The 13,385-nt window shown below is 37.8% G+C and carries 10 protein-coding genes and 1 riboswitch; of the genes, 3 read left to right on the top strand and 7 right to left on the bottom strand.

Annotated elements, in window-relative coordinates:
• Positions 1 to 94: 94 nt before the first annotated feature.
• Entirely contained in the window at positions 95 to 2,947 is a 2,853-nt protein-coding gene (gene carB, locus PXG98_RS07065; RefSeq protein ID WP_276389906.1) for a carbamoyl-phosphate synthase large subunit, read from the top strand.
• 151 nt (positions 2,948 to 3,098) lie between these two features.
• On the opposite strand, the gene PXG98_RS07060 is transcribed toward carB, so the two are convergent.
• The gene (locus PXG98_RS07060; RefSeq protein ID WP_276389904.1) at positions 3,099 to 4,121 is read right to left on the bottom strand and encodes a phosphotriesterase family protein; all 1,023 of its coding nucleotides are present in this window, start codon (positions 4,119 to 4,121) and stop codon (positions 3,099 to 3,101) included.
• Positions 4,122 to 4,224: 103 nt separating this feature from the next.
• Positions 4,225 to 5,634 carry an NADP-dependent phosphogluconate dehydrogenase gene (gene gndA / locus PXG98_RS07055; RefSeq protein WP_276389902.1) on the bottom strand — a complete coding sequence of 470 codons (1,410 nt, stop codon included), beginning with the start codon at positions 5,632 to 5,634 and terminating at the stop codon, positions 4,225 to 4,227.
• Between the two features lie 173 nt (positions 5,635 to 5,807).
• Here gndA and zwf point away from each other — a divergent pair, with 173 nt between their 5' ends.
• Both zwf and pgl read left to right on the top strand, forming a co-directional pair.
• Positions 5,808 to 7,340: a glucose-6-phosphate dehydrogenase gene (zwf, locus tag PXG98_RS07050; RefSeq protein WP_276389900.1), complete on the top strand. Its 1,533-nt coding sequence runs from the start codon at positions 5,808 to 5,810 to the stop codon at positions 7,338 to 7,340.
• Between the two features lie 8 nt (positions 7,341 to 7,348).
• On the top strand, positions 7,349 to 8,059 hold the full coding sequence (gene pgl / locus PXG98_RS07045) for a 6-phosphogluconolactonase (RefSeq protein WP_276389899.1): 711 nt from the start codon (positions 7,349 to 7,351) through the stop codon (positions 8,057 to 8,059).
• A 38-nt stretch (positions 8,060 to 8,097) separates the two neighbouring features.
• Here pgl and PXG98_RS07040 read toward each other — a convergent pair whose 3' ends face one another.
• From PXG98_RS07040 to PXG98_RS07020, 5 genes are all read right to left on the bottom strand, one after another.
• Entirely contained in the window at positions 8,098 to 8,463 is a 366-nt protein-coding gene (locus tag PXG98_RS07040; protein ID WP_276389897.1) for a 6-phosphogluconate dehydrogenase, read from the bottom strand.
• A 10-nt stretch (positions 8,464 to 8,473) separates the two neighbouring features.
• Positions 8,474 to 9,799 carry a DNA recombination protein RmuC gene (locus PXG98_RS07035; RefSeq protein ID WP_276389896.1) on the bottom strand — a complete coding sequence of 442 codons (1,326 nt, stop codon included), beginning with the start codon at positions 9,797 to 9,799 and terminating at the stop codon, positions 8,474 to 8,476.
• A 61-nt stretch (positions 9,800 to 9,860) separates the two neighbouring features.
• Positions 9,861 to 10,562: an ABC transporter ATP-binding protein gene (locus tag PXG98_RS07030; RefSeq protein WP_338150234.1), complete on the bottom strand. Its 702-nt coding sequence runs from the start codon at positions 10,560 to 10,562 to the stop codon at positions 9,861 to 9,863.
• Positions 10,563 to 10,676: 114 nt separating this feature from the next.
• Positions 10,677 to 11,708 (bottom strand): FecCD family ABC transporter permease, encoded by a 1,032-nt coding sequence (locus PXG98_RS07025; protein ID WP_276389894.1) that lies wholly within the window; start codon positions 11,706 to 11,708, stop codon positions 10,677 to 10,679.
• On the bottom strand, positions 11,709 to 12,869 hold the full coding sequence (locus PXG98_RS07020; protein WP_276389893.1) for an ABC transporter substrate-binding protein: 1,161 nt from the start codon (positions 12,867 to 12,869) through the stop codon (positions 11,709 to 11,711).
• 184 nt (positions 12,870 to 13,053) lie between these two features.
• A riboswitch (cobalamin riboswitch) is annotated at positions 13,054 to 13,331 on the top strand.
• Positions 13,332 to 13,385 lie beyond the last annotated feature (54 nt).

Here is a 13,385-nt window from a genome sequence, read left to right as displayed (position 1 = left end):
GATCGAATATCTTTAAATAATTAGGTGTTACTTTTTAAAAGTAGCACCTTTTTTTTATCCAATTACGAACAAATACCTAATAAAAGAATAGAAAATGCCAAAAAGAAAAGATCTCCACTCAATACTTATTATCGGTTCCGGACCCATTATTATCGGTCAGGCTTGTGAATTTGACTACTCAGGTTCTCAAGCATTACGTTCTTTAAGGGAAGATGGAATAGAAACTATCCTTATTAATAGTAATCCGGCTACTATTATGACAGACCCGTCCATGGCCGACCATATCTATTTACTTCCCTTGACTACTAAGTCTATCATTGAGGTTCTTAAGAAGCATCCCAATATTGATGCGGTTTTACCAACGATGGGAGGGCAAACGGCACTAAACCTGTGTATCGAGGCAGGAGATAAAGGTATTTGGGAAGATTTTGGCATCGATATTATCGGCGTAGACATCGATGCAATAAATATCACAGAAGACAGAGAAAAGTTTCGTGAATTAATGCTAAAGATAGGCATTGGAATGGCGCCACAGGCCACAGCAACTTCCTTTCTTAAAGGCAAGGAAATTGCACAGGAATTTGGTTTTCCTTTGGTTATCCGCGCTTCGTATACACTGGGAGGTGCAGGAGCTTCTATAGTGTATAAGCCAGAAGATTTTGATGAATTATTGAGCAGAGGATTAGAAATATCTCCTATTCATGAGGTAATGATAGACAAGGCTCTCATGGGCTGGAAGGAATACGAATTAGAATTGTTAAGAGATAAGAACGACAATGTTGTAATTATCTGTACCATTGAGAATATGGATCCTATGGGTATTCATACGGGGGATTCCATTACAGTTGCCCCGGCCATGACACTCTCGGATAGAACTTTTCAGCGAATGCGCGATATGGCCATTCATATGATGCGGAGCATAGGCGATTTCGCTGGCGGATGTAATGTACAGTTTGCAGTAAGTCCGGATGAAAAAGAAGATATCATTGCAATAGAAATTAATCCAAGAGTTTCAAGATCTTCAGCCCTAGCTTCGAAGGCTACAGGATATCCGATTGCAAAAATCGCAGCCAAATTGGCTATTGGTTATTCCTTAGATGAATTAGACAATCAGATTACAAAGTCTACGTCTGCCTTATTTGAGCCAACTCTCGATTATGTTATTGTAAAGATACCACGTTGGAATTTTGACAAATTTGAAGGTTCGGACAGGGCATTAGGCTTACAAATGAAATCGGTTGGCGAGGTAATGGGTATCGGAAGATCTTTCCAGGAGGCCCTTCACAAAGCTACACAGTCGTTGGAAATAAAACGAAATGGATTAGGTGCCGACGGGAAAGGTTATAAAAATTACGATCAGATAATAGCTAAACTTACCGTTGCCAGCTGGGATAGGGTCTTTGTTATTTATGATGCCATACAATTAGGTATCCCGCTGAGCAGAATACATGAGATAACCAAAATTGATATGTGGTTCTTAAAACAATATGAAGAATTACACTTATTGGAAAAAGAGATTTCAAAATATACCATCGAAAGCCTGCCAAAAGAATTATTGTTGGAAGGAAAGCAAAAAGGATTCGCAGATCGTCAAATAGCACATATGTTAGACTGCTATGAGAGTGAAGTACACAAGAAGAGAATGGCACTTAGTATTAATAGAGTGTATAAATTAGTGGATACCTGCGCTGCTGAATTTAAAGCAATGACGCCTTATTACTATTCTACCTTTGAAGCAGAAATTGAAACTTCAGATGGAAATCGATTTGTTGCGAATGATAGCGAGGTAACAGACCGCAAAAAAATCGTAGTATTAGGTTCTGGGCCTAATAGAATAGGGCAGGGGATAGAATTTGATTATTGCTGTGTTCATGGCGTTTTAGCGGCGGCGGAGTGTGGTTATGAAACTATCATGATCAACTGTAATCCGGAGACGGTCTCCACCGACTTTGATACGGCAGACAAACTATATTTTGAACCCGTTTTCTGGGAACATATATACGACATTATTCTTCACGAAAATCCGGAAGGAGTTATTGTACAATTAGGTGGGCAAACCGCTTTAAAATTGGCTGAGAAACTAGATAAATATGGAATTAAGATTATAGGGACTAGTTTTCAGTCCCTGGATTTAGCAGAAGATAGGGGAAGCTTTTCCAAGCTTCTAAAAGAAAATGATATCCCTTATCCCGAATTTGGAGTAGCCGAAAGTGCTGATGAGGCATTGGAATTGGCCGACCAATTAAACTTCCCTTTACTAGTAAGACCGTCTTATGTATTGGGCGGACAGGGCATGAAAATCGTTATCAATAAAGAAGATTTAGAAGCTCATGTAGTGGATTTATTGCGTAAAATTCCAAATAATAAATTGTTACTAGATAATTACCTAGACGGCGCAATTGAAGCGGAAGCCGATGCCATTTGTGATGGGAAAGATGTCTATATCATAGGTATCATGGAGCATATTGAGCCTTGCGGAATTCACTCGGGCGATTCTAATGCTACCTTACCGCCTTTTAATTTGGGGGAATTTGTTATGCAACAAATAAAGGATCATACTAAGAAAATTGCTCTAGCCCTCAATACCGTGGGACTAATTAATATTCAATTTGCCATAAAAGATGATATGGTATATATCATAGAGGCTAATCCTAGGGCTTCGAGAACAGTTCCCTTTATTGCCAAGGCGTATGGAGAACCTTATGTAAATTATGCAACTAAGGTGATGCTTGGTGAGAAGAGGGTGAAAGACTTTAGTTTTAACCCGCAACTGGAAGGATTTGCTATAAAACAACCTGTTTTCTCCTTCAACAAGTTTCCGAATGTAAATAAGAACCTTGGACCAGAAATGAAAAGTACCGGGGAGAGTATTTTGTTTATCGACAGTCTAAAAGACGACGAATTCTACGAGCTGTATTCTAAACGTAAAATGTATTTAAGTAAGTAAGGGATTGTTTACAGACTTATACTAGGATTTTAAATTGTATTTAGACGGAAATTCTAAGTTCTGACGAGTTTGGGAATAGTTGTTTTTAATACTTAAAAAGTCGCAAACTATTTTAAGCGGTATTTACTAAAATATACGATAGAAGTCTTACTTATTTGGCTTGTAATTCTCTTATGTTTATCGCAAAAGCCTTGGAAGGGTTTATTGAAAGAATTTGCATAATATCATTAGAAGTAAACCCTTTAGCTCTTAGAAGGGGTATCAGTCTTTTAAAAATAGGTGTATAGGGTTGTATGTTTTGTTCTCTTTTCTGAGGATCGTACCATCCTGCATCGTGGGAGATTAAAATCTGATCTAAAAAACCGTTATTTTTAGCTAGTAAAAGTTTTTTTACATGTTTATCTATCTCCCAACCAAGGCCGTCCAAGCTAATCCAGCAACCAGATTCTGCAGCTTTTATGAAATTTGAATCGTCTTCCTCGGCCTGCGCATGAACCCAGACAAAGGCCTTTGTAGATACGCCTTGTTTTGTAAGAATTTCTAGTTGGGGCCATAGTGCCAAGGCCTTTCCCGTATGAGATGCAATGGTTAAACCACTTTGTAAATGACAAAGGGCAGCTGCTTTAACTAATTTCTGATGCATAGGACTTAAAGAATCGTTATTGTCTACACTTATTTTGATAAAGCCTGGTTTTATTCGGGTATCCTCAATTCCCTCTTTGAATTCTATTAACCATTCCTCGGCCAATTCTTCAGCGGTTTTTTGTTTAGCTGTGTGGGGTATGAACTTATTTTTTCGTGCACCATAAAGCCCCGTATTGGTAAGGATTGTAAGTCCTGTTCTTTGTGCTAGTTCTTTTAAGAGGGAAACATCTCTTCCTAGGTATTGGGGGCTGGCATCCACAAAATATGCTACATTAAATTTCTTTAATTCAATCAGATGGGGAAGCGTCTGCTTTAAAATGTCGTCCCGGTCCCATGAAGTATTATCTATGCTGTCTGCCCCAATAAAATCCACTATTATATGCTCATGGGATAACCAAATCTCACCCGACTTAACGGTTCGCAGCCCGCCAACACTTTGGATAATTAGAGGTTCTTCCTGCGCTATTCCTTGAAAAACTGTAATAAACAGAATATAGACTATAATCTGTTTTAATGCGGTAAGTTTCATATTCTTAGAAAATTTGACGAAATATTCCAGCGAAATTTAGGCCCTAGTTTTCCCTGGTGTATTGGTATTCTTTATTCGTTAATCTAGAAGAATGAAAGTTATCCTACTCCCATTCGGTATGGAATATGCCCTCTCTATCTACACGCTCATAAGTATGCGAACCAAAATAATCTCTTTGCGCTTGTAATAAGTTTAGAGGCAGCCTTGCTGAGGTATAAGCGTCAAAATAAGACAGAGCACTAAATAAACCAGGCATGGGGATTCCATTCGTGGCGGCATAGGCAACTATTTCTCTCGCTGCAGGTACTGTTTCTTCTATCTTTTTCTTAAAAAGAGGGGAGAGTAACAGATTCGGCAGGCCCTTGTTTGTCTTAAATGCTATGGAAATATCTTCCAAAAGACCTGCTCTAATAATACAACCTGCACGCCAAATTTTTGCAATGGTGGCTAATTCTAAAGAATAAGAATATTCTTTGGATGCATCTTCTAATTGGTGCAGCCCTTGAGCATAAGTAATTATATAAGCAAAATACAATGCCGCTTCCATCTTTTTAGTTAATTCTTCCTTTGCATTATTTGATAGCTCTGGTTTATTGTACATCGCATCCGCCTCTATTCTTTCCTTCTTAAGCGCTGATAATTCTCTCATGCTTACCGCCATATCTATTGTGGGCACGGGTATGCCCAAATCCATGGCATTTTGTGATGTCCATTTTCCGGTACCCTTCTGTTTTGCTTTGTCTAGTATTTTATCTACTAGTTTGCCATCCGATAGATCATCATCAACTTTGAAAATATCTGCGGTAATTTCCATTAAGAACGATTGAAGTCTACCCTTATTCCAACTAGAGAATATGCTCTGTAATTCCTCGTTGCTGGTCTTTCCACCTTTTTTTAAAAGATCATAAGCCTCTGTGATTAATTGCATCAATCCATATTCTATCCCATTGTGAACCATTTTTACATAATTCCCTGCCGATTTTGGCCCTAAGTAGGCAACACAAGGTTCTCCTTTAAACTTAGCAGCAACGGCCTCAAAAATGGGTTTTACAACACCATAGGCCTTACGGTTCCCGCCAGGCATTATGCTTGGGCCTATTCTTGCTCCTTTTGCGCCACCCGATACCCCTGCTCCAAAAAAGTGTATACCCTTTTCCTTTAAGTATGCCTCACGCCTATCCGTATCTGTAAAAAAAGAATTTCCTCCATCTATGACAATATCTTCTTTATCCAGAAAAGGGAGTAAACCTTCTATGACAATGTCTACAACCTTCCCTGCTGGCACCAATAGCATAATCTTCCGGGGTTTAGACAGAGATGCAACAAAAATTTCAGTATTTGTGGAAGCATTTACTTTAACCGTATCACCTCCTTCTTTTACTAAGGCATTTACCTTTTCCTCATCCAAATCATTACCAAATGCCTTAAAACCATTGTCGGCGACATTTAATATAAAATTACGTCCCATTACTCCTAGGCCAACAAGACCAAAATCGTAGGTGTTTTGTTGCATTTGATTTACTGTTTTAACTTTTTAAAAATCTTCCGATATATTAATACCAGACTAACGTATGAGATAAATATATTTTATCTTAGCCTAGCGTGCATCTCAAAAATAATTTAAATATTCTAATAAAAGCTTTGGGTATCGCCATAAAAATATTTTAGGTAATTAATTCAAGACAAATGAACACTATAGATAATCAGATGCTGGTCATATTTGGTGCCTCAGGAGATTTAACGGCACGAAAGCTAATACCTGCATTGTTTGCCTTGTTTAAGGGAGGGAATCTGCCTGAGAACTTTCTGGTATTGGGCGCTAGTAGAAGTGATTTGTCTGACCAGGAATTTCGCGATAAGGTAGTTCAGAATAGTCCTTATTTCAAAAAATACGGCAAAAAAGAGACGAAGCGTATTCTGGATTCTTTTATGGATAAACTTTTTTATCAGGATCTGGGAGATAGTTATGACGTAGAATATGGTAAACTCGCAAGTAGAATTAATTCTTTAGCGGCTCAGTACAACACACAAGGAAACTGCATATTTTATCTTTCTACGCCTCCTAATATGTACGAGGTGATAGCCAGAAATCTTAGCGAGCAGAATTTAGCAAATCAGAAGGACGGATGGAAAAGACTTATTGTGGAAAAACCTTTTGGCTATAGTCTTAGTACAGCTAAAGCATTGAACACCGGTTTGCAAAAATATTTTGAGGAATCACAGATTTACCGGATTGATCATTATTTAGGGAAGGAGACGGTTCAAAACCTCTTGGTGACCAGATTTGCCAATAGTATTTTTGAACCTTTGTGGAATAGGAACTACATTGAACATGTAGAGATTACGAATGCAGAAAGTGTAGGTGTTGAGAAACGCGGGGGGTATTATGATAAATCGGGTGCCTTACGCGATATGTTCCAAAACCATCTTATGCAAATTGTGTCACTCATCGTCATGGAACCACCCATTGATGACAAAGCCGAGGCTATACGAGACGAAAAAGTTAAAGCTTTAAAATCTATTAGAATAATGAAGGATGAGGCAGTTTTATATCAGAACACCATCCGTGGACAATATCTTTCGTCGGACTTAATGGGAGAAAAAGTTCTAGGATATAGAGAAGAGCCTGGGGTTGCAAATGATTCAACCACAGAAACTTATGCTGCAGTTAAATTTTATGTAGACAACTGGCGCTGGAAAGATGTTCCTTTTTATGTCCGTACTGCTAAAAGGATGCCTACCAAAGTAACCGAAGTTGTAATTCATTTTAAGTCGCCACACCACCATATTTTTAGTCAGTCTGGTGTAATAGACAAAGACAATAAATTGATTATTCGAATCCAGCCCGACGAAGGAATTTTAATGAAATTTGGGGTAAAAGTTCCGGGTCAAGGATTTAAAGTGGAGAGAGCCAATTTGGAATTTTACTATGATGATCTAGCTGAAACCACATTAATGACGGCTTATGAAAGACTGTTATTAGATGCCATGCAAGGCGATCCCACGCTTTACGCTAGAGCGGATGAAGTAGAGGCGGCATGGGCTTTTGTAGACCCTATCTTGGATTATTGGAAGAATGGAAAAGACGTCATTACGTATGGATATTCGGCTGGGGTTTGGGGCCCGCAAAATGCCAATGATCTGTTTAATGGCAAATATTCATGGCGCAACCCTGGAGCTCTTTTGGGAGAGGATCCTGGTTTTTGTGTTATATCCTAAAATTACACATGAAAGTAAATATACAAGAGTCTAAAGAAGAAACAGCTAAAGCTTTTGCGGAATATCTTGCAGAGCGCATCAATAATTCGCAAAGTTTTCATTTGGCATTGTCCGGCGGAAGTACACCCAAAGCTGTTTTTGATTTGCTTGCTGCAGAATATGCGAACATAATTGATTGGTCTAAGGTGTTTTTTTACTGGGGGGACGAGAGATGTGTTTTACCAACAGACTCTGAGAGCAATTATAATATGACCAACAGCCATTTGCTTTCCAAGATTGGTATTTCCGAAAGGCAGGTTTTTAGAATACAGGGGGAAAACGAGCCCAGTTTGGAAGCAAGGCGTTATGCTCAACTCTTGGAAGACAAATTAAAGCCAGGTTTTGGTATTCCACAATTCGATATGGTTATCTTAGGGATGGGAGATGATGGTCATACTGCTTCTATATTTCCTTTCCAAATTAATTTATGGGATGCCAGGGAAAATTGCATTGTTGCTGCACATCCGGAAACAGGTCAAAAAAGAATAAGCATAACTGGCAAAATCATTAACAATGCCGCTGAGGTGGCTTTCTTAGTCACTGGTAAGAATAAGGCCGATAAAGTTACCCAAATTATCAACAAAACTGGGGATTATATTCAATATCCAGCTGCTCTAGTTGCGCCTAGGTCATCCAATTTAGTTTGGTTTATGGATAAAGATGCGGCCACTTATCTATAAGTTGAATAGCTGGCAACACGTAATAAATTAAAAAAGCCTTACTGATTTCTGTTTTGCCTAGATCCTTTTTCTACCGCTGTTATAAAATACTTGGTATCTCCCCACCAAAAAAAGGAGCGGAAGCGTTCTTCATATTCTAGTTTTACATAGGCTCCCTGGTATTCTTTCAGTTTTTCGATGAGATCTGTTCTACTGCCAGAGACAGAGAATGGAAATATCTGTGCTCCGGAAATACCTTGACTAATCTCACCTTCCCAGGTCTTTACTATTACCCCTTTGTGGCTAATTTTAATTAATTCTCCGGATCGCACTCCCGTACTATAGGGTACGTAATACACGAAAGTAAAATAACCAACAATTCCTATTCCGATAGCCAATAATGTAATTAATAATGCTTTTTTCATTTGGTTTAATTTAGTCTATTTCGTCGTACTCCGCTCTTTCCAAATATTTGTCTGGCAAGGCTTTCTTTGCTTTAGCACCCATTTTTTTAAGTCTTTCAATACTACTTATAATATTTCCCCGACCTTCAACGAGTTTATTCATAGCCCCTCTATATTCTGTTTTGGCCTCATCCATTTTTTTTCCGACTTTGGTTAAATCGGAAATAAAGCCTTCAAACTTATCATAAAGAGCACCGGCCTGTCTGGCAATTTCCAAGGCATTTTTCTGTTGTTTGTCGTTACTCCACATACTATCTATAGTTCGTAAAGTGGCCAAAAGAGTAGCAGGAGTAACAATAACAATTTTTTGCTCCAAAGCCTTCCCATACATCGAATTATCCTCATTAATAACCACTGCGAAAGCGGGTTCTATGGGAATAAACATCAGAACAAAGTCCGGACTCTCCATCTCATATATATCTTCGTATTTTTTGGATGAAAGTTGAGTTATATGTGTTTTAATAGAATTTATATGCTCCTTCAAGTGCAATGGACGTTTGTCTTCCTCTGCATTTACAAATCGTTCATAAGCGGTTAAGGATACCTTAGAATCTACGATCATTTTTTTGCCTCCAGGTAAATTAATTATTACATCAGGCAATTGTCTGCTACCATCTTCTTTTTGAAAACTCTGTTGAACGGTATACTCATGGTCTTTTTTAAGACCAGATTTCTCCAAGACTCTTTCTAGTACTAACTCTCCCCAGTTACCCTGCATTTTACTGTCACCCTTCAGCGCTTTTGTAAGGTTTAGGGTCTCCTTTGACATCTGTTCATTTAACTCTTTTAGCCCATATATTTGCTGACGCAGAGCGGCGTGGTAGTCTATACTTTCTTTATGTGTTTTATCTACCTTTTCTTCGAAATGTTTTATTTTTTCTTTTAGGGGATTTAAGATGTTTTCGATGTTCTCTTTATTCTGCTTGGTAAATTTTTCAGACTTTACTTCTAATATTTTATTAGCAAGATTTTCAAATTCTTTAGTAAATTTCTCTTGAAGCTTGGCCACTTCTGTTTTTTGCTCTTCATTTCTTTCTTGGAGATGCCCCAATTTTTCTTCATTACGTATAAGCTCCAAACGCAAATTTTCTTTCTCCTTTTGTGAGTTGTTAATATGCATGTCGGCTTTCTCAAGACGTTCCTCTAGTCCTTGAATAGCAATATTCAGTTGCTGCTCTCTTTCAAGTAAAGTGCTTTGGTTGGATTTCGTTTTTAAACTATTTATGTAAGCGCCTAAGAAATACCCAATCCCAAGACTCACGACAATTATAGATAAATAGATTAATGGGTTTTCCATAAAGAAGAATTAAAACGAGATAAAGATAGGATATTAACTTGAAAATTTTTGTTAGGTAGGGTTATTTGACGATTCTAAAACTTCCCGTTTTTGCGTTAAAGGTAATACTGTCTTTAGGGAATAAGTCATCGAAACTTTTTTCTTCTATAAGCGTACATGGATCTCCAAAAACCGAATCAGTTTCTTTGATTATTAAAATTTTATGACAAAGCTGAATGGCCAGATCTATCTCATGAGAAGTAAAAAGTATGGTTTTGCCTGTATTCCCTGCAATGTTCTTAAGCAATTTAATAATTTCAACCTTGTGATAGAGATCTAAATGGGTGGTAGGCTCATCTAGAATTATTATTTCGGTATCCTGACAAAGTGCTCGGGCAATTAGTGCTCTTTGAAGTTGCCCATCGCTAAGTTCGAAACATTTTTTATTTTGTAATTCTTCAAGCTTTAGTTGTTTTAATGAACTATGGAGTACACTCAGATCTCTTTTATTCATAGTACCCAGCCAATTGGTATGAGGCTGTCTTCCTAAAGCAACTAATTCTTTTACACTTAAATTTTTTGAGGCCAACGGTTCTGTTAATACCACACTAAGAGTCTTAGCGAAGTCTTTATTTTCAAAATTCTCCAAGGCCTTTCCTTTGAGAATGATACTGCCCGATAACTTAGGCTGTACCTTGGCCAAGGTGCGTAAGAAAGTAGACTTACCTATCCCATTAACGCCAATTATGCCTAATAGTTCACCTTGCTTTAGATCAAAGTTTATAGAGCCACAAACCGGCTTATCCTTCTTGTTTAGTTTATATCCAATGGATAAATCGTTAATCTTAAGGGTTATATTTTCTTTTTTTTCTTGGATTAGTGTAAATTTTTAATGTTACTAAAAAATCATTTTTTTTCTTCTAACCAATAGCCAGATTACAACGGGAGCACCTATTATAGTGGTTATTGCATTAAGGGGTAATACGTAATAAGAGCTAGGTACTTGGGCTATAATATCACATAGTAAAAGAATAATTGCCCCTAAAATAAGTACCCCAGGGACTAGTATTTTATGTTCTGTGGTATTAAATAGTTGTCTTGTTAAATGGGGCACAGCAAGACCAATAAAAGCTATTGGTCCGGCAAAGGCAGTAATCGAGCCTGCCAAGAGTCCTGTTGCAATAATTAGGAAAAAGCGGATTTTATTTACGGGTACCCCTAAACTCTGAGCATAGTTTTCACCAAGCAGCAAGGAGTTAAGAGATTTGATGGCAGCTATAGTTATGAGAATACCAACAGCGACAAAACCGGCCAAAAGAGCCACCTGAGACCAACTAAGATTACCCACACTGCCAAAGGCCCAAAAAATGTATTGCTGTAACCTTTCAGCATCTGTAAAATAAGATAATACACTTACTACAGCAGCGGAGATACTACCGAACATTAATCCAATAATTAGCAAAGCCATTGTATCCTTTACCCTTGATGCCATTCCTAAAACAACTAGTAAAACAATAAAACTGCCGATACTTGACGCAATTGCCAGACTGACGTCATTAGCGAAACTTACCGAGAAGAAAGAAGCCAACAGGCCACTTCCCATAATTAAAAGGGCAGCTCCCAGGCTGGCTCCCGAACTAATCCCTAATACAAAGGGACCCGCAAGGGGGTTGCGAAAAAGAGTCTGCATTATAAGTCCACTCAGGGATAATCCTCCTCCTACGAGGACGGCTGTAAATGCCTTTGGAATACGATAATTCCTAATAATATATTCCCAAGATTCATTTTCTATTTTTGCGCCAAAGATACTTTGAATCGTTTCTTCAAGAGGTATGTTGACCGATCCCAAACTTAGATTCAGCAAGAAAAAAACAAGTAGTGCCAAAATCAAAACTGTAAAGGATAACGTGTATGGGCTTTTGGTTTTCAATTATTCTAAGGGTTTAAAGAAAAATGGCTCATAATCTTCCAATAATTCTGGGTGAAAAGTATGTATCAAATCTTTCAAAACCAAATCTGGTCTACTTGGACCGAGCTCGTAATATAGCAAGCCTCCTGTTGCCCCCCTGGTTCTTGCGAAAGTGTAGATTTTCCTTTTTTTATAGGACTTAAAACGCATATAATGTTGATTTGCGTCCATGAGTTCTTTATAAGACGTAAATTGGGAGGGAGAAATCCAAAAGTCTGCCTGTAATCCCTTTTCAATTACACTTTCAACACTTAAGGCTAAACTTGCGGAAAGATCATTGTTTTTCCATAAATAATTGGCATTAGCATCTTCTATAAACCTTGCTGCCCAGCTTTTACCCCCAGGCAAGTACCAAACGTCTTTGTAAAGGGCACCGCTTAAAACGGATGGTTTTTCTTTTGCGCTTAAAGCTAATTTTTTAGCTTCCTTATAGTTGTTCTCAATTGTATTAAATATAGAATCGCCTCTTTTCGGGAGTTGGTAAAATGCGGCAAAAAATTTAATCCACTCGGCTTTGCCCAAAGGAGTTTCCTCTACCCAATCCCCATTGTAAACAATAGGTATTTTAGATTCTTGAAGAGTTTTATACGGATTGTTTTGACTGTTAATGCTAAAACCAAAAATTACATCTGGAGTTAAATTAAGAGCTAATTCGGTATTTATCGATTCATTTTTACCAAGATCTTTAATTAGATTTTTATCTACTCTTTCTCTTGTTCTTTTAGAAGAAATATAGGCCGTATTCGGAAATCCAATTAATGAAGAGTCTGCTGAAAGAGCCTCCAGGGCGGCAATATGGGTAGTGGAGGTGGCGATTACCCTTTGGACCGGAGTTCTTATGACAGCATCATATTTAGTGCTGTCAAAACTCTGAGGGAGGTTGTAACCTTTCTTTATTAAGGCATAACAGAAAGGGGCCTTAGCCTCTGGCCATGGAGAATTTACCTTTATAATGGTTAAGGCAGGGCTGTGTACAGAGATAGAAAATCCTGTAGCATGCCTTATTAGTTCCTTTCGGGGGTTTTCTGTAACAAGGATCCGCTTTTCTTTTTTTGAATTACAGGCAAGGACTGCAAAGTGGATTATTAAAAAGTAGACGGATTTTAGGCAAAGGTTTTTCATTGCCACAAGGTAACAAAAGTGCCAAAGCATTACTCAAGGAATGCCAAACTGTTTAATATATTATTTTTTTTAACAACTCAATTAATCTTGTAAATGTCCTATTGGCCGCCAGTACGTTAATAATTTAAAGAAACAGAAAAAATCAAACTTTAAACAGAATAGTACATTTCTAAATAATATATATTACTTTGGTCGCATTATTGGTTTTTATGCCATTATGGTAAAGGCATAAGATTAAAAGGGAATCCAGTGATTCTTTTTATGTATGTAAAAAGTAAAAGTCTGGAACTGTTCCCGCAACTGTAAGCTTAGTCCCGTAAATTGGGATGTTTGCTGCTAATTCTGTACCACTGTGAATCCGGTAACTAGTCGGAACTACAATTTTCACAATATTTTTTGTAGTAACGGGAAGGTAAGTAGCAAAACGCAAGTCAGGAGACCTGCCAATTGAGATAATAATGTAAAACTTTCGGGATAGAGGTTTTCGTATGGATACTCCTACGCCTTATTCCCAAT

This window comes from Eudoraea chungangensis (genome assembly GCF_029360665.1).
Classification (GTDB): Bacteria; Bacteroidota; Bacteroidia; order Flavobacteriales; family Flavobacteriaceae; genus Eudoraea; species Eudoraea chungangensis.
This window is presented reverse-complemented; position numbering and strand designations above follow the sequence as displayed.